Origin of the sequence: Bryocella elongata (assembly GCF_900108185.1) — a bacterium.
In the GTDB taxonomy this organism is placed as follows: domain Bacteria; phylum Acidobacteriota; class Terriglobia; order Terriglobales; family Acidobacteriaceae; genus Granulicella; species Granulicella elongata.
On record NZ_FNVA01000002.1, the window covers coordinates 675,756 to 698,657 of the forward strand.

At 62.5% G+C, this 22,902-nt stretch carries 21 protein-coding genes and 1 other RNA gene; 7 read left to right on the forward strand and 15 right to left on the reverse strand.

Annotated features, from left to right (window positions below; all coding sequences use genetic code 11):
* Positions 1-58: 58 nt before the first annotated feature.
* Complete coding sequence (gene dcp / locus C4S68_RS09190) at positions 59-2,191, forward strand: peptidyl-dipeptidase Dcp (protein ID WP_235011473.1); 2,133 nt, start codon at positions 59-61, stop codon at positions 2,189-2,191.
* Between the two features lie 282 nt (positions 2,192-2,473).
* Positions 2,474-2,782, forward strand: a complete 309-nt coding sequence (locus C4S68_RS09195; protein ID WP_103932726.1) for a hypothetical protein — start codon at positions 2,474-2,476, stop codon at positions 2,780-2,782.
* A 139-nt stretch (positions 2,783-2,921) separates the two neighbouring features.
* Here the strand turns inward: C4S68_RS09195 and C4S68_RS09200 are convergent, their stop codons facing one another.
* The 9 genes from C4S68_RS09200 to ffs all read right to left on the reverse strand — a co-directional run bounded on the left by C4S68_RS09200 (position 2,922) and on the right by ffs (position 12,671).
* Complete coding sequence (locus C4S68_RS09200; RefSeq protein WP_103932727.1) at positions 2,922-3,161, reverse strand: DNA gyrase inhibitor YacG; 240 nt, start codon at positions 3,159-3,161, stop codon at positions 2,922-2,924.
* Between the two features lie 102 nt (positions 3,162-3,263).
* The gene (locus tag C4S68_RS09205; protein ID WP_407641101.1) at positions 3,264-4,568 is read right to left on the reverse strand and encodes a glycosyltransferase family 4 protein; all 1,305 of its coding nucleotides are present in this window, start codon (positions 4,566-4,568) and stop codon (positions 3,264-3,266) included.
* Positions 4,569-4,753: 185 nt separating this feature from the next.
* On the reverse strand, positions 4,754-6,418 hold the full coding sequence (gene rimO, locus C4S68_RS09210; RefSeq protein ID WP_407641102.1) for a 30S ribosomal protein S12 methylthiotransferase RimO: 1,665 nt from the start codon (positions 6,416-6,418) through the stop codon (positions 4,754-4,756).
* Between the two features lie 110 nt (positions 6,419-6,528).
* Positions 6,529-6,858 (reverse strand): hypothetical protein, encoded by a 330-nt coding sequence (locus C4S68_RS09215; protein ID WP_103932730.1) that lies wholly within the window; start codon positions 6,856-6,858, stop codon positions 6,529-6,531.
* Between the two features lie 64 nt (positions 6,859-6,922).
* Positions 6,923-8,965 carry a M13 family metallopeptidase gene (locus C4S68_RS09220; RefSeq protein ID WP_103932731.1) on the reverse strand — a complete coding sequence of 681 codons (2,043 nt, stop codon included), beginning with the start codon at positions 8,963-8,965 and terminating at the stop codon, positions 6,923-6,925.
* A gap of 68 nt (positions 8,966-9,033) precedes the next feature.
* A complete protein-coding gene (locus C4S68_RS09225; RefSeq protein WP_103932732.1) occupies positions 9,034-10,176 on the reverse strand; it encodes a hypothetical protein in 1,143 nt (380 codons plus the stop codon).
* A 46-nt stretch (positions 10,177-10,222) separates the two neighbouring features.
* Positions 10,223-11,260: a pectinesterase family protein gene (locus C4S68_RS09230; protein ID WP_103932733.1), complete on the reverse strand. Its 1,038-nt coding sequence runs from the start codon at positions 11,258-11,260 to the stop codon at positions 10,223-10,225.
* Between the two features lie 109 nt (positions 11,261-11,369).
* Positions 11,370-12,386, reverse strand: a complete 1,017-nt coding sequence (locus C4S68_RS09235) for a beta-ketoacyl-ACP synthase III (RefSeq protein WP_103932734.1) — start codon at positions 12,384-12,386, stop codon at positions 11,370-11,372.
* Between the two features lie 186 nt (positions 12,387-12,572).
* Positions 12,573-12,671: signal recognition particle sRNA small type (gene ffs / locus C4S68_RS09240), an RNA gene on the reverse strand.
* A gap of 148 nt (positions 12,672-12,819) precedes the next feature.
* Between ffs and C4S68_RS09245 the strand changes: the two genes are divergently transcribed.
* Complete coding sequence (locus C4S68_RS09245; protein ID WP_103932735.1) at positions 12,820-13,497, forward strand: PadR family transcriptional regulator; 678 nt, start codon at positions 12,820-12,822, stop codon at positions 13,495-13,497.
* On the forward strand, positions 13,487-14,185 hold the full coding sequence (locus C4S68_RS09250; RefSeq protein WP_103932736.1) for a DUF2306 domain-containing protein: 699 nt from the start codon (positions 13,487-13,489) through the stop codon (positions 14,183-14,185). The genes C4S68_RS09245 and C4S68_RS09250 overlap by 11 nt, the downstream gene beginning before the upstream one ends.
* Here the strand turns inward: C4S68_RS09250 and C4S68_RS09255 are convergent.
* From C4S68_RS09255 to C4S68_RS09270, 4 genes are all read right to left on the reverse strand, one after another.
* A complete protein-coding gene (locus C4S68_RS09255) occupies positions 14,182-14,862 on the reverse strand; it encodes a YqaA family protein (protein WP_103932737.1) in 681 nt (226 codons plus the stop codon). The genes C4S68_RS09250 and C4S68_RS09255 overlap by 4 nt on opposite strands.
* Before the next feature lie 73 nt (positions 14,863-14,935).
* Positions 14,936-15,547, reverse strand: coding sequence for an outer membrane protein (locus tag C4S68_RS09260; protein WP_103932738.1), 612 nt, complete (start codon positions 15,545-15,547; stop codon positions 14,936-14,938).
* A 235-nt stretch (positions 15,548-15,782) separates the two neighbouring features.
* A complete protein-coding gene (locus tag C4S68_RS09265) occupies positions 15,783-17,687 on the reverse strand; it encodes a hypothetical protein (RefSeq protein WP_103932739.1) in 1,905 nt (634 codons plus the stop codon).
* 169 nt (positions 17,688-17,856) lie between these two features.
* A complete protein-coding gene (locus C4S68_RS09270) occupies positions 17,857-18,948 on the reverse strand; it encodes an energy transducer TonB (protein ID WP_103932740.1) in 1,092 nt (363 codons plus the stop codon).
* 368 nt (positions 18,949-19,316) lie between these two features.
* Here C4S68_RS09270 and C4S68_RS09275 point away from each other — a divergent pair, with 368 nt between their 5' ends.
* Positions 19,317-19,892 (forward strand): DUF421 domain-containing protein, encoded by a 576-nt coding sequence (locus tag C4S68_RS09275; RefSeq protein ID WP_103932806.1) that lies wholly within the window; start codon positions 19,317-19,319, stop codon positions 19,890-19,892.
* Positions 19,893-19,899: 7 nt separating this feature from the next.
* Here C4S68_RS09275 and C4S68_RS09280 read toward each other — a convergent pair whose 3' ends face one another.
* Together C4S68_RS09280 and C4S68_RS09285 are read right to left on the reverse strand one after the other, a co-directional pair.
* A complete protein-coding gene (locus C4S68_RS09280; RefSeq protein ID WP_103932741.1) occupies positions 19,900-20,094 on the reverse strand; it encodes a hypothetical protein in 195 nt (64 codons plus the stop codon).
* A gap of 45 nt (positions 20,095-20,139) precedes the next feature.
* A complete protein-coding gene (locus tag C4S68_RS09285; RefSeq protein ID WP_146072090.1) occupies positions 20,140-20,391 on the reverse strand; it encodes a hypothetical protein in 252 nt (83 codons plus the stop codon).
* Positions 20,392-20,539: 148 nt separating this feature from the next.
* On the opposite strand from C4S68_RS09285, the gene acs reads away from it, so the two are divergent.
* Both acs and C4S68_RS09295 read left to right on the forward strand, forming a co-directional pair.
* Entirely contained in the window at positions 20,540-22,507 is a 1,968-nt protein-coding gene (acs, locus tag C4S68_RS09290) for an acetate--CoA ligase (RefSeq protein ID WP_103932807.1), read from the forward strand.
* Between the two features lie 124 nt (positions 22,508-22,631).
* On the forward strand, positions 22,632-22,902 hold a 271-nt coding region (locus C4S68_RS09295), incomplete at its 3' end, for a helix-turn-helix domain-containing protein (RefSeq protein WP_146072091.1).

Consider the following 22,902-nt stretch of genomic DNA (forward strand, 5'->3'; position numbering starts at 1 on the left):
TCACAGCATCATGTTTTGGGGCTTGGCAGTCTGGCAGCGGGGCACGAGGAGATTCAAAGTGGCAGAGGTAACGGTAGCAGCGGCGGCGATGTTGGCGGCGAGTGGAGCGGCGGCACAACCGCAGGACGTGGCAAGGATGTTCGGGCCGCAGAACCCCTTCTATGCGGAGAGCAAGCTTCCGTTCCAGGCGCCGGACTTCGCGCATATCCACGACACGGACTATCCGCCGGCGATTGAGGCGGGCATGACGCAGCAGCGACACGAGTGGTCGAAGATCGCTCACAATTCCGCGCCGCCGACCTTCGACAACACGCTGGTCGCGCTGGAGCGGTCGGGTGTTCTGCTGAATCGTGTTCTGGCGGTCTTCAATGGTCTCGCCGGGGCGAACACGAATCCTGTGCTGCAGAAGATGCAGGAGCTGGAAGCGCCGCGGCTGGCTGCGCATTCGGACGCTCTGTATCTCGACGCAAAGCTGTTCGCGCGGGTGGAGACGCTGTACAACGAGAGGGCGTCGTTGAAGCTGAACGACGAACAGGCGCGGTTGCTCGACCAGACGTACCTGGCCTTTGTGCACGCGGGAGCCAAGCTGAGTGAGGCCGACAAGACCAAGCTGAAGAGACTGAACGAGGAAGAAGCGACGCTCTCCAGCGTGTTCGTGAACAAGCTGCTGGCGGCGACGAAGGCAGCAGCGTATGCGACCTCGGACAAGGCTGCTCTGGCGGGGCTGAGCGAAGCCGAGTTGCATGCGGCAGAGCTTGCCGCGAAGGAGCGCAAGACGGCGGGTTATGTCGTCCAGCTGCAGAATACGACGCAGCAGCCGGACCTTGCCCTGTTGAGCGATCGTACGACGCGGGCGGCGCTCTTCAACGACTCATGGACGCGCGCGGAGCGCGGCGGCGAGAACGATACGCGAGCTACCGTCGCGCGGCTGGCCGAGGTGCGCGCCGAGAAGGCTGCGCTCCTGGGCAAGAAGAGCTACGCCGCGTGGGCGCTCGAGACCCAGATGGCGAAGACTCCAGAGGCGGCGCTGAAGTTCATGGATGACCTGGTGCCGGCAGCCACGGCGAAGGCTCATGCCGAGGCTGCGGAGATCCAGAAGCTGATTGACGCGCAAAAGGGGGGCTTTCAGCTTGAAGCATGGGACTGGAACTTCTATGCCGAGCAGGTACGCAAGGCGAAGTATGACCTTGACGAGAGCCAGGTGAAGCCGTACTTCGAGATCAACCGCGTGCTCGAGGATGGTGTTTTCTACGCGGCGACGCAGCTCTATGGCATCACGTTCAAGGAGCGGCACGATATCCCGGTCTACAACCCGGATGTGCGTGTGTTCGAGGTCTTCGACGTCGATGGCAAGCCGCTGGCGCTGTTCTACACGGACTACTACAAGCGCGATAACAAGAACGGCGGCGCGTGGATGGACCAGTTCGTGGGCCAGTCGAAGCTGCTGGGGACGTTGCCGGTGGTGTTCAACGTGGCGAACTTCGCCAAGGCCGCGCCGGGGCAGCCGCAGCTGCTGAGCTTTGATGACGTGACGACGATGTTCCACGAGTTCGGCCACGCGCTGCATGGCCTGTTTTCGAACGTCGAGTACCCGTCGTTGTCAGGCACCAACGTGCCGCGGGATTTTGTGGAGTTCCCGTCGCAGTTCAATGAGCACTGGGCGACGCAGCCGCAGGTGTTTGCGCACTTTGCGCGGCACTACCAGACGGGCGAGCCGATGCCGCAGGAGCTGGCGGCAAAGCTGAAGCAGTCTGCCGGGTTCAACCAGGGATACGGGCTGACGGAGCTGCTGGCTGCGGCTGAGCTCGATATGCAGTGGCACACCATCCCAGCGGGCCAGCCTGTCGCGGACGTGGATGCGTTCGAGCGTGCGGCGCTGGAGAAGACGAAGCTGGCGTTGAAGACCGTGCCGCCGCGCTACCGGTCGAGCTACTTCATGCATGTGTGGGGCAACGGCTACGCGGCGGGTTACTACGCGTACCTGTGGGCGGAGATGCTGGACGACGACGCGTACCAGTGGTTTGAGGACAACGGCGGACTGACGCGAGCCAACGGCGACCGTTTCCGTTCGATGGTGCTATCACGCGGTAACAGCGAAGATCTTGGTCCGATGTATGAGCGGTGGCTGGGAGGAAAGCCCAGCGTGGCTCCGATGCTGAAGCAGCGCGGGCTGACCGGCACGGAGCGTTGATCCGGTGGATTCGCTTCGTTTATCGCCCAGAGGCGCTCCGCGAAGTTTCTATTTGGTGAAATCCGTAAGCCTATATTTTTCAATGGTTTGAATTTGTCCGGCTAACTCAGCCGGACATTTTCTTTGTCAGTGCCGTAAAAAGTGACCCAATGTGACAAATTACGTGCTCGGCACCCTTGCAAGATGTCATTGCTTAGGCGTAATGTCGCACGTGGTTCAGGGCAAATGTGCCCGCCAAGCAAGTAACAATGCAGTAACAGGAAGTAATGAAGTAGAGGATCTATGAAGAAGCTCATGTTGTTTACACCACTGATTGCAGTGGCGATGATGACCAGCGTACCGATGTCGTCGCTGGCCGAGAAGACCGCGGAGACCAACACCGCGGCCTCGAACGTAAAAGTCGACCAGAATTCGCTGGGTTACCGGAACGGCGTCGAAGCGTACCAGCTCGACAAGCTTGCCGGCCGCCAGATCGGAGCGAAGACGTCGCACCTGTACAAGAATCCCCCGGTGAAGTCTGGTCCGGAGCGTGATGACTATCGCGCCCAGTTCGAGGCCGGCTACAACGCCACGATGAACCAGGGCAGCTAAGCCTGGTGGGATTCAAAACCCGCAAACCATAAAGCCCCGGTAAAGAGCTGCCTCCAAAGCGAGGAGCTATTTGCCGGGGCTTTCGTGTGCCTGTTGGACTGCCCAAGGATTTGCCTGGGCGGCCTGATTCCGGAACGGGTCAGTTCTTCCAGCGGGACTGGTGCAGCTCGTCTTCCTGCATCAGGAGGCCGGCGTGTTCGCGGGCACGGGCTACCTCGTCCAGTACTTCGGGGTCATAGATGGGAGTCGAGATGGTGTACTCGCCGGAACACCACTTTCCCAGGTCGATGAGTTTGCAGCGCTCGGAACAAAACGGGAAGTCGTGCTCGGTCGGAGCGACGATCTTCTTGCAGGTCACGCAGGGGATAGGCTTCGCCATGACAAGTCCATTTTAACCGATTGCAAAAGGTTGAGCGACGTCGCGATTTACGACAACCCGCAGGCGACGTGTTCCATCGCGTCCTGAGTGGAGACGATGCCCTCAGGCGGTTTGTTGCTCCGCCTCCGGGAGCAATTCCGCAGCGTGGGGTAATTGCGAGCCGACGTGCCGTGCCAACAGATCGCGCAGGCGGCTTGCGACCGACGGGCGGCTGAAGTGGGCGTCGTAGGTAGCACGCCCCGCGTCGCCGATCGCTTTGAGGCTCGTTGAGTCCTCAACCAGCTGACGCAGGCAGTTGGCGAATTGGAGTGGCTCGTCGACGAGGAGGATGTTGTGCCCGGGGGCCAGTTGTTCGACTCCGCCAGCGCCGACCGTCGTGCTCAGGACCGGAAACCCCATCGCCCACGACTCGATGATGCGGGTACGTACACCGGTGGCCTGCTGCGAGGCGACGAGCTGGAGGTGGTTCCGCCGGTACACGGCCTCGAGGTCTGGCGCGAACCCTGTAAATCGAACCTGGGGGTAGGGTCGCGCCATCGCCATCACCGCTTCGACGCTGGGGTCGCCGATTTCAAGCTTGCCGACGACATCGAGTTCGAGTTGGGAGAGCGTTGCGGCGTCCAGCAGGGGAAATACCCTGGTGAGCAGAAACTCGAGCGACGTGAGAGTGGGAAAATGGGCCACCTCGCCGAGGTGCAGGAGGCGCAGCGGTTCTCCCGGAGCGCGCACGGTGGCACCGATGGTGCGAGTGTCGTTCGCAACACTCAACGGAAGATACGCTGCATTCGAGATGGCCCACCGACGGTTGATCTGGCAGGCCTCCGCGGCAGAGACACACAACACCAGCTTCGCTTCGGAGACAACCTGGCATTCCATCTCTTCCACCCGTCGCAGCTTTCGTCTCTCCCATCGCAGGATGCTCCGCCCTTCGGCGGCACGGACGATGGCGTAGCTGCGCTCCAGGTATTCGGTCTCGATATCGTGGCACGCAAAGATGGCTCGGGTCTTGGGCAAAGCCGGGATGATATGTGCAGTCACAAGGTAGTTGAATACGTGCAATGCGTCGGGGTCTTTACGGATACGAGCACGCGCTTCCCGCAGCAAGGAACTCCTTCCGAAGAGCGGCCGCCAATTGAAACGCCGCGGCCACCCGACCAGGTAGAGAAGGCGCACGTAGAACGGGACCTTGCCAATCTGGAGCGGGATCGCCGTATACGAAATTTCCTTGAAATGGCTTGGCGGTGCAGAGGGCTTGACCTGCAGGTGCACAAAATCGACCTCGAAACCGAGATCGAGAAATGCCTGGATCTGCGAGCAGATAGCGAGACCTGGCCCTGTCGTATTCGGAGCCGGCGAGTGATGGCTGTAGATGTGCACTCGGGGTGGAACCTGGCGCGAGGGTGACACGGGGTTGATCAAGAAATGCCATTCCCGAAGAAGCAGTCGTGCCTCAGCGTCTGCCTAGTCTACTTACCGGTCAAACTCTGCGATGAAGAAATCCTTGCCGTGGAACCGTTTTCGTATCGCGAAGTCAGCACGTCGCTGCAAGACGCGTCGAATGCGGCGGCTAGCGGGGTGGACAGAGTCGCAGCCTAATCGAGGATCTCCGCCACCACGTCATAGTCGTGGGATTCGGTGATGCGGGCGCGGTAGAAGGTGCCGGGGACGAGCTCCTCGTGGGGGCCGAAGTCGTTGATGAGGACCTTGCCGTCGATCTCGGGAGCCATGTTGAGCGCACGGCCCTGCCAGAGGAGGTCGGTCTCTTCGCTGGGGCCCTCGACGAGGACTTCGATCTCACGGCCGACCCACTGCCTGCGCTTCTTCCTGCTGATGGTCTGCTGGAGCTTCATCAGCTTGCGGCGGCGGGCTTCGATCGTCCTCTTCGGAACCTTCTCGTCGAGGTCGAAGGCCCTGGCGCCTTCTTCGTCGGAGTAGCTGAAGACGCCGAGCCAGTCGAGCTGGGCCTCTTTGACGAAGGCGAGCAGCTCTTCGAAGTCTTCCTCGGTCTCGCCGGGGAAGCCGACGATGAAGCTGGTGCGCAGGGTGAGATCAGGGACGATGTTGCGGGCCTTGTCGATGATCTGGAGGAAACGGTCGGCGGTGCCTCCGCGCTTCATGCGCTTGAGGACGGCGGCAGAGGCATGCTGCAGCGGCACGTCGAGGTACTTGGCCACGTTGTCGTGCTTCGCGATGGACTGGAGCAGGCGCGTGGTGATCTTGTTGGGGTACGCGTAGAGGAAGCGCAGCCAGTGCAGGCCCTCGATGGGGGCCAGCGCGTCGAGCAGGTCAGCTAGCTCGGGACGCTTGCCGGTAGCTGGATCCTTCGGGAGATCCTCGCCGAAGCAGGTGGTGTCCTGGCCGATGAGGGTGATCTCGCGGACGCCCTGGGCGATGAGCTGCTTTGTTTCCTTGACGATGGAATCGATGGGCCGCGAGCGGAACTTGCCGCGCAGCTGCGGAATGATGCAGAAGGTGCAGGGGTGATCGCAACCTTCCGCGATCTTGATGTAGGCGGAGGCGCGCGGCGTGGTGAGGATGCGCGGGGTCTCTGCGGTGTAGAGGTAGGTAGGTAGGGCAGCGGTGGCGCCGTCCCAGCTCTCGCGGGAGAAGCGGCCGGACTGCTCGCGGGCGTCGCCTTCGGGTCTTGAGGCCGCTGCGCCGGAGGCCGTAGCGGCTCCTTCCCACATCTCTTCGAGATGTGGGGCACCCGCCTCATGCTGGATCTGCGCGCCATTGCCTTCAGGGCGGGAGTGCTGGTTCACTGCGGAGGCGTGGCGGGCAATCTGGGCGCTAGAGAGGATCGCGAAGGGCGAGTCGGTGGGCGTCGGAGCGGGTCTGGAGAGGCCTGCGGCCTCGAGGATGGCGTCGAGCTCGCCGGTGCCGACGACGGCGTCGACCTCGGGGATGTTCTTGCGGATCTCATCGCGGTAACGCTCGACGAGACAGCCGGCGACGATGAGGCGCTTCGCGCGGCCGCCGTTGGCGATCTTGTGCTGGACCATCTCGAGGATGGTGTCGACGGACTCCTGCTTGGCGGAGTCGATGAAGCTGCAGGTGTTGACGACGAGGATGTCGGCGTCCTCGGCTTTGGGCGTTAGTTCGCCGCCTGCCGAGTGGATGAGGCCCATCATGACCTCGGAGTCAACGAGGTTCTTGGGGCAGCCGAGCGAGACGAATCCTACCCGGGGAGTTCCGGGGATCTGCAGATCGAGGATGTCAGTCTCGGGAGCGGCGGAAATTTCGGCCGTGGGGGAGATACTCACTGGGGTTATTTTACCAGCCCGGGGCGATATCCGGTGCTGCGGCCGAGTTAGCCCGGGAAACCGGGTACGGCGAAGTCCTGCACGGGCGGCAAAGCCTTGTGTCCCTACATGATGTGGCGTGGAGGTAAGGGAAGCTCGATGGGCTCGGTCCTGGTGTGGGCAGTTACCGCGACGCCGTTGGTGTCGAAGTGGGTGACGCGGTGGCCTGCTCCGTGGCCACGGTTGATGGCGCGCTGGAGCAGCACGATGAAGCGGCGGGAATCGTCTGCGAAGAAACGGTCGGTGGCCCAGTCATAGGGAGCGACGAGGGAGTAAGCCGCTTCGCACTTGGGGCAGTAGAGCCAGGTATCGAGCGTGCGATGAAAGCTGGCCGGGGGCAACGGTCCCACGGGGTCGGTCCCAAGCTTGATGGCTGCGAGGTGTTGGTGCGGCATCCTGATAAGGATACGAGATGCGAGAGACGAGATGCGAAGGTTTGCATCTCGTCTCTCACCATGGTTACCAGATGCGTACGCGCTGCTCAGGTGTGAGGTAGAGCTTGCCGCCGGGCTGGACGTCGAAGGCCTTGTACCAGGCGTCGAAGTTGCGCACGGTCTCGGCGCGGTACTGGCCGGGAGCGTGAGGGTCGGTGAGCAGGCGGGCGCGCTCGGTGGCCTCGCGCATCTTCGTGCGCCAGATCTGGGCGAAGGCGAGGAAGAACTGCTGATCGCCGCTGAGGCCGTCGATCTCTTTTGCGGGCTTGCCCTTGAGCGCGGCGTGGAAGGCATCGTACGAGGCCGCAACGCCGCCGAGGTCGGCGATGTCCTCACCCAGCGTCTGACGGCCGTTGACGTGGATGCCGGGGAACGGCTCGTAGCCATCGAACTGCGCTGCGAGCGCGTCGGTGACCTGCTTGAAGTGCGCGAAGTCGGCGGGTGTCCACCAGTCGCGAACCTTGCCCGTGGAGTCGAAGGCCGCGCCTTCGGAGTCGAAGGTGTGCGAGATCTCGTGGCCGATGACGGCGCCGATCGCGCCGTAGTTGTAAGCGTCGGGAGCGCTGGCATCGAAGAACGGCGGCTGCATGATGGCTGCGGGGAAGTTGAGGCCGTTGTCGAGCGGCAGGTTGACCGCGTTGACCAGCTGCGGCTCCATGCACCACTCGGCGCGGTCGACGGGCTTGCCGATGCGCGAGAGGCTGTAGTGGTAGTCGAAGAGGTTGGCGCGATAGATGTTGCCAGCGAGGTCGTCGGACTTGATCTCGAGGCCGGTGTAAGAGCGCCAGTGATCGGGATAGCCTACGCCGACCTTCAGCGCATCGAGCTTCCTGATGGCTTCGGCTTTGGTCGCCGGCGTCATCCAGTCAAGCGCCTCGAGCCGCTTGTGGAAGGCGAGCAGGAGGTTCGCGACCATGGCCTGCGCGCGCTGCCTGGCCTCGGCGGAGAAATAGCGTTTCACGTAGATCTGCCCAACGGCATCGCCCATCGCGCCGTTCGCAAAGGCCACAGCGCGCTGCTCGCGAGGACGCTGCTGCGGCGCGCCAGTGATCACGGTGCCGTAGAAGGCGAAGCGCTCGTCGGCGAGGGCCTTGGAGAGCCCTGCGGCGTGTGTATCGAGCAGGTGCAGCAGCAGCAGGTCCTTCCAGGCGTCGATGGGATCGGAGGCGACCAGCGCTGATTCGCCGATGATGGCGGTGGGCTGCCATACGTAGAACTGCTTCTGCGTGCCGAGATCTGCCGCAGAGAAGAACGCCTTCCAGTCGAGCCCCGGAGCCTTCGCAGCGAAGTCGCTGGTGTTCCAGAGATTGTTGGCCTTCTTGATGTCTTCGGAGTCCGCGAGCGAGAGCTGAATCTTCGCGATCGCTGTCTCGAGGGCGAGAACGCGAGCGGCGCGGGCATCGGCATCGCCGAAGCCTGCGAGCGCGAACATCTTCGCGGCATGCTTCACGAAGGCCTCGCGGACGGACTTCATCTTGGCGGAGCCGGAGAGGTAGTAGTCCGGCGATGGCAGGCTGCCCCCGCCCTGCATCAGGTAGGGCGCGTAATGTTCGGAGTCGTTGAAGCCCGGAGCGACCCACAGGCCGAAGATGTTTGCGGTGTGGAACTGCGTGTTGTTGAGCGCGTCGGTGTCGGCGCGCAGGCTCAGACCAAGCGCGTGTGCGAGTTCGGCGCGGGTCTTGATGCCTTCAATCGAGGCGAACTTCGGCTTGAAGCTGGCGAGGCCATGCGCTTCCATCGCAGCTTCGTCCATGTAGCTGGCATAGAGGTCGGCGACCTTGTGTGTGTCCGAGCCTGCGGCGCCGGGGTTCTTCGCGAGCTCCGCGAAGATCTCCTTCAGCTGGGCGTCGGTCTTATTGGCCACGATGCTGAAGGCGTCGACGCCGGTGCGGTCTGCCGGGATCTCGGCGCTCTTCTGCCACTCGCCGTTTGCGTAGAGATAGAAGTCGTCGCCGGGCATGACGGAGCGGTCGATGTCCTGGACACGGACGCCGGTTGGTTGCTGGGCGAAGACGAGGGTGGAGCAAAGACAGGCGGCGAGGACGAGTGGGCGGGCGAAACGGGACATGGGTGCTCCTATGCACCGTCGATTGTAGGTCTTCTGCCGAACTTGCATCTATTCACTCTTTCTGCCGGCTAGTTGCCTGCCCACAGCACGCTCATATGGGCAACGGAGCGAAGGGACGTGGCATCGATGGGCCCCAGCAGCAGGAACCACGCCAGCCAGAGCAGTGGAGTGGAATCGGAGGCCCAGGCGCGAAGCTCTGCGCGAGCTCGTTGATCCGTCACTGCGAGCACCAGGAGGAAGAAGGTTGCGTCGATCGCGCAGTCACTCTGCCAACGGCCCACGTCGTGGCCGAAGGCGCATAGCGCGAGTGGAGTAAGGAAGAGCGCGCAGAGGATGACGAGGTCCAGGGTGGTAGCGTGAAGCGCACGGAGGACACGTCGCAACAGTTGCAGCAACAGCCACGCGTAGGGCAGCGTGAAGGCCAACGAGACTGCGAGCAGGATGCGGAAGTCGTGGCCCGCGTAGAAGTGCGCGACGAGCTGCTGTTGCTGCGCGAGCGTGGAGTGCATGACGTCGAAGACCTGCCGTTGGATGGGCACATCGCTGCGACGTGCAGCGTCGGCAAGGATGACTTCGGGAGCGACTCGCAACGTGCCGAAGTGAAGGATCGCAAGGAACGCAGCCGTGACGAGCGCGACTTGGAGGACTGCGATCCACCACGCGAGTCTGCTTTGCCTGCATGCGATCCAGAGCGTCGCGACGACGAAGGGATACAACGCAAGCGAATAGCCTTCATGAGCCAATAGCGCGACGCAGGATAGCAGCGTTGAGACGAAGGCTGCGGTTGTTGGGTTGAGGCGCATGAAGGCTGCGGCGATGACGAGCAGCAGCAGAAGCAGCGTGACGTCGGGCTGCTCAAACATGATGGCGATGTGCGAGAAGATTGCCGGGCCCGCGAGCAGGACGCCAGCGAAGACGCGGTCTTGCGTGCTGCCGAAGAGCAGCTCGCGGAAGACCCAGTAGGTCGCCGCGAAGAGCGCGAAGGTGAAGGCAAATTGGATGGTGCGCAGGCCGCCCGCGCTGAAGTGTGCGAAGGGCAGAAAGAGCTCGCCCACGAGGCCACGCTTTACGAAGCCGTGCGCATAGCTGAGGAAGTACAGCGCGATGCCGTAGTTGTAGGCGATGGGGCCGTAGCTTGCGGCCAGTCCTGTGAGGAGCGGAGCCCAGGTGAGCAGGCGCTCGGGCGCGCGCTTCGCGTCAGCAATCTGCATGCAACGTGAGATGCGAAGTTGGCCGAGTTTGTCGCTATGTCGGAAGCTAGGGGAGTCGCGCGGCCTCTGCGATCGGGTCCCACTTCACAGGCATGGATCGACCGTCGGCGCTGGGCTTTGCAAGGAAGGAACGTGGCTCGAAGGCTGCTGCTTCCTTCGCGCTGAGGATGTGCGCCCACGAGGCGCGCTCCCTGGGCTTCCATCCCGGGCCGCTGTTGTTGAACTCCGCATAGAAGGCCTTCGTCGAGGTGTCGCCGCGATTCCAGAGAGACCAGCCTGCCGCGGTGAGGTCGGCGGGCAGCTCGGAGTTCATCACGACAACGCGGGAGTAGTCGCGCCACGGGCGGCCAAGGCCGAAGCCCTCCTGCGCCTGCTTGCCCGGAGGCGGTGGCAAGGGACGGTGCTCGATCGTCGAATGGTCGATGACGTAACCGGAGCTCTGCTCTTCCATGGTGCGCGACTGCGCGGTGATCTGCCCGCTGCGGATCTCCACGATGGTGCTGTGATCGAAGACCGCGGTGGCGTTGCCGAAGATGAAGTCGACGCCGCCCTCAACGTAGCTGTCGACGTAATACTGGCGGCCCCAGTCGGAGAAGAGAGTGTCCTGATCGCCGAGGAAGCGGCAGTGCTTGAAGACGGCACGGTCAGAGCGCACGGAGGCTGCTACGGCCTGTCCTGTCGGCCCGGCATCGTTCTGGAAGGTGATGTTGTCTGCCTCGAAGTTGTCGCCGTTGATCTCTGCGGTCTCCGTGAAGAAGGTGCCGCCGGCCATCTTCGCGTTCTGCCCTGCAACGATGACGACGTCTTCGGGCTTTTCGCCTTTGCCCAGCAGGGTCACGCGCGGACGGTTCTGCGTGACGTGGATGCGCTCGCGGTAGATGCCGGGGACGATCTCAATGTAGATGCGGCCATGCGGCGCATCCGGCGCGTGGTCCAGCGCCTGTTGGATCGTCGTGTAGTCGGTGGTCGAGGCCGTGGAGCCGTGACCGTGCGGATCCACCTTCACATGGACGTCCTGTGCGAAGGCTGTGGAGGCTACGAAGGTTGTGGAGGCGGCGAGGGCGAGCAGCTGGAGTCGCGTCATGACAGACTCCATCATCAGGCAACGAGCCTGCCTTGAGCCACAACGAAAAGCGGCACACCCAAAGGCGTGCCGCTTGACGGAATCATTGATCGAATCGCTGACGCAGAGCCTAGAACTCCCAGCGCAGCAGCGTGGACCCTATGGTGTAGCCGCCACCGAAGGAGGCGAGAAGCACGAGGTCGCCCTTCTTCAGCAGCTTGCGCTCGAGCGCGGTGTGCATCGCCAGCGGGATGGTGGCGCCGGTGGTGTTGCCGTACTCGTCGATGTTGATGAGCACCTTCTCTTCGGGCATGCCAAGGCGCTCTGCCGTGGCTACGATGATGCGGCGGTTGGCCTGGTGTGGGATGAAGAGCTTGATGTCTTCGGCGGTGATCTCGTTGCGGCGAAGAACTTCTTCTGCGAGCTCGGCCATCTTGCGGGTGGCAACCTTGAAGACCGCTCCGCCGGACTGGTGGACGAAGTGCTTGCGGTTGTCGACGCTCTCGTGGCTGGCGGGCAGAGCGCTTCCGCCTGCGGGCATGTAGAGGGACTCTGCGCCCGAGCCATCGACCTCATGCAGGAAGTCGATGAGGCCGGTCTCGCCCTCTTCGCAGGGCTCAAGGAGCACTGCGCCGGCGCCGTCGCCGAAGAGGATGCAGGTGGTGCGGTCCGTGTAGTCGAGGATCGAGCTCATGACGTCGGCGCCGATGACGAGGACCTTCTTGTGGGCTCCGCTTTCGATGAGCTTGGCGCCCATCTGCAGTGCGTAGATGAAGCCTGAGCAGGCTGCGGAGAGATCGAAGCCCCAGGCTCCGATGGCGCCGATACGATTCTGCACAAGGCAGGCGGTGGCGGGGAAGAACATGTCGGGCGTAACGGTGCCGACGATGATGGCTTCGACTTCCTTGCCCTCGATGCCGCGCCTGGCCAGGCAATCCTTTGCTGCTTCCACTGCAAGATCGCTGGTGGCGACGCCCTTGTCTACGATGTGACGCTGCCGGATTCCGGTGCGCTCGACGATCCACTGATCGTTGGTTTCGACCATCTTCTCGAGATCTGCGTTGGTGAGCAGACGAGGCGGAACATAGGTTCCGACTGACGAGATCTTTGCACGCACGGACTTGCGAGGCTGCAGGGTGAGACTCAAAGCTTGGGACCCTCCACGGACACCACTAGAAATCTTAGCTGACGGAAGGCCGTCTGGGCGCGTGAGAGCCGCGTCGGAGACGTTGTGGCAGCAGAATCTTGCGATGGACAAGCCTGATCGTACGCGCAGGAGTACACGAGCGCGAGAGATGGATGGAGTTTTTGGGGTTTGGAGCAGAGAAAGAAAATGTACCGGGTTACCCTACTGCGCCCGCGATGGCCCGTTACCGTTGCTTCCTTCCGGACCTGGCGGGGTTGGCGGGATCGCGTCACGTAGGACCCGGCACTGGTTCAGTTTAGCAGAGTATGGCCGGGATTGCCGAGGCCCACGGCTGGGGCAGGAGGGAAGCATATCGGAGAGCGAGGGGAGTGGATTTCGGGCATCGGCATCAATCTGGTTGACATGTATCTGGCAGATAGCTAGTGTACTGCTCATGCCATCCAAGAAGAGCCGATCGGAGCGTGCGTCGAACCGTCGGGAAGACTCGAGCGCGTCGAGCGCATCGAGTGCGGAGGATCCAGTTCCCATCCGCACCACGGCCACCGAATCGCTGCTGGGGTGGTTGAGTCTTGGGCCGATGTCGGGCTATGACATCCGGCAGAAGATCGAAAGTTCGACCGCGAACTTTTGGAGCGAGAGCTTTGGGCAGATCTACCCCGCGCTGAAGAAGCTGAGCAATGAAGGCCTGGTGACGATGCGGGAGCTTCAGCCTGAGGGGCAGAGGCTGCGCAAGGAGTACAGGATCACTCCCGCGGGGAAGGTGCGGCTGCGCGAATGGCTCGCAGAGCCTTGCGGGTTGCAGGTTCGGCGGGAAGAGCTGCTGCTGAAGCTGTTCTTCGGAGACAAGGCCCCGAAGGGCGCGATGCGCGCGGCCGTGGAGCAGCGCCTGGCCGTTGCGAAGCGCGAACTGGAGAGCTACGGGCCTATCGAGCGCGAGCTTGCAGCAAAGATGCTGACACATCCGGCAGCGCCGTACTGGCAGCTGACGCTGGAGTTCGGCAAAGCGCAGGCGGCGGCGACCAGAGCGTGGTGCGAGCAGACACTACGCGAACTCGACAAGCTGGAGAAGGCAAAGACGAGGGACAAAGGAGGAAGACGTGATGCACGTTGATCCGCTATGGATGAAGGCCTTTCTCGCGATTCACATCACCGCCGGTGCGCTTTCGTTCGGGCTGGCGCCGGTCGCCTTGATGACAGCGAAGGGCGGCAAGCAGCACAAGCGCTGGGGCATGGTGTACCTGTGGGCGATGGGAGTGGTCGCGGCGACGGCGTTGCCGATGGCGCTGTATCGGCCGGTGCTGTTCCTGGCGCTGGTGGCGGTGTTCAGCTTCTACGCGGCGTTCTCGGGCTACAGGGTGACACGGTGGAAGAACCTGTCGAGCGGCGGTAGCGCACAGCCTGTCGATTGGATCGCAGCGGTGCTGACGTTCGCGGCGAGTTTCATGCTCGCGTTTCTGGGAGCGTTTCACAATGAGATGGTGCAGAACTTCGGCATCGTCGCCATTGTGTTCGGGCTGCTGGGGATGCGGCTTTCGTCGGTACAGATGACGCGGTTTGTGAGAAAGCCCAGGGAGAAGATGTGGTGGTGGTATGACCACCTTGGGAACTTCATCGGCAGCTACATCGCGGCTTGGACGGCGTTCAGCGCGGTGACGCTCTCACAGGTGATCCACATCCAGCATGCTCGATGGATCATCTGGCTTTGGCCGACGGCGGTGGGAGTTCCTGCAATCTTCCTCACGATTGCGTATTACAAGCGAAAGTTCGCGCCACGCAGGACTGCAGCGACGGCTGCTTAGGCAGCACGCCGCAGATCCATCGACTTTGAGGTTTTCCAGAGCTGCCAGATCCCGATCGCGGTGAAGATCAGGATGAAGCTCCACAGGCCGATGAGGATGGGCTTTCCCCATTGTGCGGAAAAGTGCTTCCACACGCGCAGCACGGCGCGGCCATAGTGCACGCCGAGCCACGCAGCGAAGGAGTGGCGCGCAAGCCTGCTGAGCGTGAAGGCCCACATGAACTTCTTTCGCGACATATGCACTGCGCCCGCGGCGAGTACAAACGGCGATAGTGGCATCGGTGGCGGAAGGATCGCGGGCAGTGAGACCGCGAGGATCGCGTGGCGTTCCATCCATGCCGTGACGCGCTTGAGGATGCGCGGCGGCACGTGCTTTTGCAGGAAGGCCATGCCACCGGCTCGCCCGACGGCGTGGGAGAAGAGTCCACCGGCGGCTGAGCCCAGCGTCGCCACGAGCACGAGCAGCACGACGTTCTCCTTGCCCGCGGCATAGAAGATGATCATGATGTCGGTGACGCCGGGGATGGGGAGCGGGACAAACGAGCTGTCGACCGCTGAGATGAAGAGCAGGCCGACCAGTCCGAGGTGAAAGAAGAACCGCAGAGCATCATGCGGCGTCTGGGCCGCTCGTGCTGCCAGGTTCGAAGCTTCAGTGGCAATCCCGGGCGCGTGAATCATGCTGCCTCTTGAGACGTACGGTAGAGTGCTTGAGTCGCGCGATCTTTCGGTTGGTTCTTAGGCCGCGATCGGTCTAGTGGTTGTAACCCACGGGGCGTCCGGCGGGGAAGTGATACGCAACGCCGATGGAGATGATCTGCGGCGTGAGGCCGTTGGTGAGTCCCGGGCCGGAAAACCACTTCTGGTACTCGTAGTCGACGCGCGCGTTCACGCGCGGCACGATGGAGATATCCACGCCGGCACCGCCCACCATCATGTTGTAGGCGAGATTGAAGTTCGTCTCTTCGAGCTGGTACGTACAGGTACCGGAGGTGCAGGCCACTTGAACGTAGTAGTCGTAGACGGGGGAGTTGAAGACGCCGCGTCCGTAAAGGCCCTTCACGTAGGGCCGGAAGCGGCCGTAGTCACGGAAGTAGCGTGCGCCAGCCTCGTAGGTCCGCTCGTATACGGGGCTGTTGGGGTCTGAGATCTGGTGGAAGTTGAGCTCCACGCCGATGTGCCGCATGAAGTCGGCGTCGGCATAGATCATGAAGCCGCCGAGGCGGTTGAGGGTGTAATCCGACTTGCCGTTGGAGTAGCCGCCGCCGACCTGGAGGTCGAGCTTGCGGCTGGCGGTGCTTCCAGCCTGGCCCAGGGCGGCTGCGGCGCTGAGACTCAACAGCAGGGCAGTAAGAATGCGCTTCACTTCAGGATCTCCCGGAGGTTCCTATCGTCAGGAACGGTGGCATCGTTGATAGCGTGATGAGAGTTCATGAACCACCTGCCTGCTGATTTGTCCCGCTTGCAATCTAACTGAAAATGCGTTGGCTGTCAGCGATAGCGCTCAACGTACGAGCGAGGCCAAAGGTTCGTCTTCTGACAAGAGCGCCCCGCAAGTCCGGTCTGACCTACGGGGCGCCTGGTGCTGATCTGCTGCGAGCTTACTGCTGTGGCGGAGGGTTGGAGGTGCCGGTCGCTGGAGGCGCGGTCTGCGCACCTGCCGTCGCATCTGCGGGCTGCGTTGCAGGGGCAGCGACCACATCCGACGGCTGTGCCGCAGGAGGAGCGCCTGCGTCCGCGGGCTGGGCCGTCGCCGCTGCAGGGGCAGCTGGCGGGGGAGCCGGTGGCTGCCAGTAGCCGAGCTTCACGTAGACCGGGGTGATCTCAAACGGCATCTTGTCGCGAGCGCTCAGCAGAGGCTCGTACGAGGTGTGCATCTGGATCACCTGGTCGGTCCAGGGGTCGAAGCGGAGGAACTGGCCGAGGGGTTCAGCCGCGACTTGCTTGAGGTCGTTGTTCGCGAGCTTGGGTCCCTTGGCAACGAGCTCCTGCATCCAGAAGGTGCCATCGGACTTCACGAGCGAGTCGCCCATCTGCGGTGTGTTGAGCGACTTGAGACCCTTCTGGCGGGCCTGCAGCTGCTGCAGGTAGAGCCCGAAGAACGGAGCGCCATCGGCGAGTTCCTTGGCTCCCAGGAGCTTCATCGCTTCCTTGGCGGCCTCGGCGTTGTCCTTGTCGGTGTGGCCCATCGGGAGACGCTGGAAGGCGGACTCGGGTGGGAACATCAGGCGATCAGAGAAGGCGTACTTGGTGTCGATGCGGTGACCGAGGATGATGTGCGCGATCTGGAAGGCGAGTACAGCGTTCAGATTGCCCATCTGCTGCGCGCCATCAGCCGAAGCGACGGCGGTGGTGTCGATGAGGCTCTTGGAGACCAGGATGGTGTTGCCGATCGAGACGGATTCCAGCGGCTCGGTGAGCAGGGTGCGGACACGAAGCGGACGGGAGGTCTGGATGTTGTTGTAGACGAGGATGTTGTTCGCCAGCGCTTCGAGGGTCTTGTCGAAGGGCGAAGGAGCATCGATGAGGCCAGCGGTGTAGAGGCGCTCGATGACGTTGTCTTCGGCCTGCTGGACCCACTCGCGCTGGGCGCCGAGGGGGGTGAGATCGGTGGCCTGATTGCTCTCGTCGTTGGCGCCGATCACGGTCTCGGACTCGTTCTCGCCCGCGTTCTCAGGCACGCGCAGCTGGTAGCCCCAGATGTGGTTGATCGCGCGGAAGTTCAACACGTGAGTGGGGCTCTTGGGATCGGTCTCCTCGATGTAGACAGCGGTCGGGAGCCAGAGGCCTTCCTGCACGTTGGTGCGCCACGAATCGAAGTGGTAGAACTCGCGGCGGTCGGCGTCGGAGCCGGCGAAGTCACCATCGAAGCGGACGATGTTGCCGCCGTTGCGCTCGACCCAGATGCGGCCGAAGAAGCGGCCATAGGCGTTGTTCTTGGTCGGCTTGACGTCGAAGACCACCGTCGGGACCGTGCCGAGGAACTCATTGCGCACGAAGGAGAAGGTGTAGGTCTGGCGGTTGTAGCTGTTGGAATCCACCAGCAGCATGGCTACGAAGCCCGACTGGTGGAAGGTCAGGTGCAGCGTGTTCGAGAGCCCCGTGATGTAGCTCATCGAGTGCTTGAACTTGCCGAAGAAGCCGGTCTTCTTCTCTTCGACACCCTTGCCCTGGGCATAGGCGGTGTCGTCGATGACCTTGCCGAAGTTGACGCGGCCGAGCATGTGCAGATCGGACTCGGGCGACTGGAACATGATCGGGTCGGCCTTCATCTTCTGGACGTAGGTCTCGACCAGCGGGAGGCGGTCCTTGAGGGTCTTGACCACGAGCTGTTCGCGGACGATCGACTTGTCGACCAGCGCACTTTGGGCTGGGGTGAGCTTGCGGGCGTAGGGATCTTCCTGGACCTTTTTCTTACCGAGGATCGGGAAGGCGTGGGCCCCCATTGCGGGCGCGAGCACAGCGGCCAAGGCCACAGCAGTGGTGAGTTTCGTCCGGAGGGTCATAGAGAGTAAGGCTCCTTCAACGTTGCAGGGATACCCTTCGGCGAGGGGCTATCCGTTCGAGCATGCCGAGCGTTGAACTCGGGGTCGGCAGCCTGTCACGACCGGAGTGGTTTTTCCGGGTTGTGACAGGATATCGCTTTCGTTAGACGCGGTTTGTGAGAAAGGCGGGTCAGCTCAGCTGGAACTGAAACTGAACGATGCCCTCCCACGGGACGGGGTGACCCTGCGCGTCGGTGGCAGGCTTGAAGCGGGTTCCGCGGGCTGCGTTTTCGGCCGATTGATCGAGGCCGTGTCCCAGGCCGCGGCCGGGGACGATTCCGAGAACTTCGACTGAGCCATCCGGCATGACGCGAATCCTGACCTGAACGATGCCCTCGATGTGCTGGGAGCGGGCCTCTTCGGTGTAGGTGGCCTTCGGCTTGAAGATGGTGGTCGGGACGGCCGTGACAGGCGAAGTGGCGATGCGTGCGACCTGCTGCGCCGGGGCCTGCTGCGTCTGCAGCTGGACGTTGACGGGCTGGTTGGTCCGGTTTGTGGAGTTCAACGGCCCGGTACCGCCGGGAACGCCGAGTTTGACGCCGGCAACACGAGCACTTCCGGAGTCGCGCCCGTTCATGTTCTGGCAGTTCGGGCAACCGCTGCCGAGCTGCACAGAAGCAGCGCGAGGGCCGTTGCCGACGTTGCTGGCGCTCATGCCCGGGGCTCCGCTCACTCCCAGGTTCACGTTGGAGACGGCGGGGCCGGTAAGCGGCTTGAGGGGATTATCCGTCGCGCCGAGACGTACCGCAGAGGGATGCGCATCGTGGTTCGGGACGGACACCGGAGCTGCGGCCAGGTTCACCTTCACCGGAGCCGGTGGAGGATTCACAGCCTTCGGGGGGGCGGGAGCCGGAACGAAGGGCTTCGGCTTCGGCACCTCGATGGGCTTGATCTCGGGCGGTGGCTCGATGGGCTTCGGCATGTCGATCTTGCGCTCCACCACGGGGGGCGGCGGCAGGATGACAGGAGGGGGCGGTGGTGGCGGAGGGGGTGGTGGCGGCTCGGCGACCTTCACGTACGTCAGATCCTTGACATCCTTCTTCGGCGCAACGGCGTTCTTCACGACGCTACCCACGAGGATCAGGAGGAGCAGGATGGAGACGTTGGTGACGATGGACGTGACAAAAGCGCCCTTGTTTCGTGTCCCATCATCGAGCACGCCGAAGTGGGAGAACTGGACGCTTTTCGGGTTTGGATCTTCGCTGCGGAGTGGCTTCGGCATGCGGTGTGAACTTTCTTCGTTGAGGGCCCGGCAACGGACTGCGAAGTTACCAGAACAATATCAGAAATACGCGCAAAAACCGGGTAAATCCCGGAGTACGACGAGTCGCGTTGCGTAGGATGGAAGGCTCAAGGAGCGATACCTTCCATCAGTAGTGAACCCGTTTCGCTGCGCGTTAGGTCGGTTTTTCCGGGACTTTGGTTTCAACGGCATGTCCGGATTTCATGCACTTTGGCCGTACCAGGGAAGCCGGGAGTGTTCGAAAATGCAGCAGGCCCGCTCAAATTCTCTATCGACGCCCTGGCCGTCACGTTTAGTCGTTTTGCGCATCCTACAGGAGCGAAATGTCCCACACCGTGCTACAGACCATGTCTACCAACATGTTCCACCTTCCCGTTCCGGTCCTGGAGAAGATTATCCGGCCGGTGCTGGTCTACCTTTGCCTGATCGTGTTCCTTCGGCTTTTCGGGAAGCGTGAACTCGCCCAGTTGAACCCGTTTGATCTCGTAGTGTTGCTAAGTCTTTCCAACACCGTGCAAAACGCCATCATTGGTGACGATAACAGCGTGACGGGCGGAATACTCGGCGCCTTCTCACTGCTGGCCATCAATTGGATTTTGATGCGGATTCTCTACAGCGCGCCCAAAATCAACGAGGCTCTGGAGGGCCGTTCGACCACGCTGGTGCAGCGGGGCAGGATCGACGAGGAAGCGCTGAAGAAGGAGACGCTTACCATGGAGGAGCTGTATTCGGTGCTGAACAAGAACGGGTTTACCGATCCGGCAGAGGTCGAAATCTGCGTGCTGGAGCCCAATGGGACGTTCTATGTCAGAGGGTTGCACCCGTCGATCGAGGAAGTTCACTCGTCGAACCTGATGAAGGCCATCGAGGAGCTGTCGGCCGAGGTGCGATCGCTGCGGGCGGAGATCGCAGCAAAAAATTAGGGAAGAGCTAGGGGTGGGATTGCGCTGAGGCGAGCTTGGCCCGCTGCTTCAGGAGCCGCTCCGGCGCCTCGGGCAGGGCCGCGTCGCGGACGGCAGCACGATATCCACCCAGGTAGATGGAATACATCACGGCCAGGGCACAACCGACGCCGAACGCGAAGCCGAGGAAAAAGCCGAAGAAGGGTGCCAGCAGGGAGCTCATGTGTTCTCTGAGAATGGCACACCGAGCCGACCGCCGCCGTGACGGCTATTCCAGGTGCGATTCAGCGTTGCGTGATACGTGGAAGGCAACGATCGCCGGGGTGAAGATCATCGCGGCGAAGGAGAGGGCGAGGAAGGCATCGTACATAGCGAGGTACCTATCGGCCCGCGCGCATGTGACTTTAGTGTGTGCCAGTTTGAGCCGATCGTGCCATACCAAAACGGTACAGCCCTGAAGCTGGACAGAGGCCGGGCCGGGTTGTCCAAGGGGATGGATACTCATCAGCTTTGTTTTCATCAGTTCCCGGTGACCGGTTGCCTCTCGCTGGTGGGTTCACGTAACTTTGTGGCTCTTAGATTTCTTTCGGAGATGAACGCCTCCCTTGTCTTCCCCAGGTACTGAAAAGCCCGTCATTGAAGCTGTTTCGCAGACCTTCGACTCGCTGATGCGCGAGGATCGGGTCTTTCCGCCGCCCCCGGAGTTCGCCGCCAAGGCTTACATCGGTAGCGCGGAGGCCTACGAGCGCATGTATGCGGAGAGCATCGCCGATCCGAATGCGTTCTGGGCGAAGGCCGCCGGGGAGTTGGAGTGGTTCGAGCCGTGGACTTCGGTGCTCGAGGGCTCGGGCGCGGACGCTACGTGGTTTGCGGGCGGCAAGCTGAATCTGAGCCACAACTGCGTCGATCGCCACGCGCGGGGTGCGCGGAAGGATAAGGTCGCCCTGCTATGGGAGGGCGAGCTGTGCGGCGAAGATGGCAGGCCGAAGGAGATTCGGAAGCTGACTTATGGGCAGCTGCATGAGGAGGTCCAGCGTTTCGCCAACGTGCTGAAGGCGCAGGGAGTGAAGAAGGGCGACCGCGTCGCGATCTACATGGGCCTGGGGCCCGAGCTGGCGATTGCGCTGCTCTCCTGTGCACGCATCGGGGCGATTCACTCGGTCATCTTCGGTGGGTTCGCGGCTCATGCCATCTCGGACCGCGTAAACGACTCGGACTGCCAGATCATCCTGACGCAGGACATCAGCTATCGCCGGGGCGGCGAGGTGAAGCTGAAGCAGATCGTCGACGAGGCGATGGCGAAGTGCCCGAACGTGCGGCGGGTGATCGTGTATCAGCGCGCGCCTCACGCGGCTTCGGGAATCTCGATGACTCCGGGGCGGGACGTGTGGTGGCACCAGGAGATGGCGAAGGTTTCGGGCTTCTGCCCGGCAGAGCCCATGGACTCCGAGGATCCGCTGTACATCCTGTACACCAGCGGGACGACCGGCAAGCCGAAGGGGCTGGTCCATACGACGGGTGGCTACTCGGTGCAGACCTACCTGACGTCGAAGTACATCTTCGACCTGAAGGAAGAGGACGTGTACTGGTGCACCGCGGACATTGGCTGGGTGACGGGCCACAGCTACGTGGTCTACGGCCCGCTGCAGAACGGTGCGACCGTGCTGATGTATGAGGGGGCACCGAACTATCCGGCGAATGATCGCTTCTGGCAGATCGTGGACGACCACAAGGTGTCGATCTTCTACACCGCACCGACGGCGATCCGGGCGTTCATCAAGTGGGGCGACGACTGGGTGAAGAAGCACGACCTGAGCTCCCTGCGGTTGCTGGGCACGGTGGGCGAGCCGATCAATCCTGAGGCGTGGATGTGGTATCACCGCGAGATTGGCAAGGAGCGCTGCCCGATCGTCGACACCTGGTGGCAGACGGAGACGGGCTCGATCCTGATTGCGCCGATCCCGGGCGCGGTATCGACCAAGCCGGGCTCGGCGACCAAGCCGTTCTTCGGTGTGGCGCCGCAGATTGTGACCAAAGAGGGTGAGCCGGTTCCGGCGGGGCAGGGCGGTCTGCTGGTGATCTCGAAGCCCTGGCCTTCGATCGCAAGGACGATCTGGGGTGACCACGAGCGGTATGTGCAGACGTACTTCTCCGAGGTAAAGGGGCACGACGGCAAGGGCATCTACTTCACCGGCGACGGAGCCCGGAGGGACGCCGACGGTTGCTTCTGGCTGATGGGTCGCGTGGATGACGTGATCAACGTGAGCGGCCACCGGCTGGGCACAATGGAGATCGAAAGCGCGCTGGTGGCGCATGGCAAGGTGGCCGAGGCTGCCGTGGTGGGGCGTCCTGACGAGCTGAAGGGACAGGCGATCGCCGCGTTTGTGACGCTCGAAGAGGGCAACGAGCCCACCGAAGAGCTACGGCAGGAGTTGCGCAAGTGGGTCGCGAAGGAGATTGGAGCGCTGGCTCGGCCGGACGACCTGCGCTTCACGCAGATGTTGCCCAAGACGCGCTCGGGCAAGATCATGCGGAGGCTCCTGCGTGAGCTGGCGACCACTGGCGAGGTGAAGGGCGATACGACCACGCTGGAGGATTTTGGCGTGCTGGCGAAGCTGCGCGAGAACGACGAGTAGCAGCTTGCGAACGCGTACACGGCGATGGCACGGCTCCGGTCGTGCCATCGCTGTTTGTGAGCCCTGCGATGCGCTGTAAATGTGAGTTTGCATCAGGTTATTGTCTTTTCAGGGAGATTTTCTGATGCGATCTCATCCTTTGGCTCGGACGACGTTTGCGATTCGGAAGCAGCTGGCGAAGGCGGTTGTGGCTGGGCGGTTGAGCTTGAGCGAGGCGGCAGCCGAGTTCAAGATCAGCCGCCAGAGCGCGGGCAAGTGGGTCAGGCGGTATCGCGAGTTGGGTGTGGAAGGGCTTGCCGACCGGAGTTCGCGGCCACATCGGCTGCGTCATCAGACCTCGCCGGAGATGATCGAGCGCGTCGCGACGATGCGGCGTGAAGGCTGGACCGGGTTGC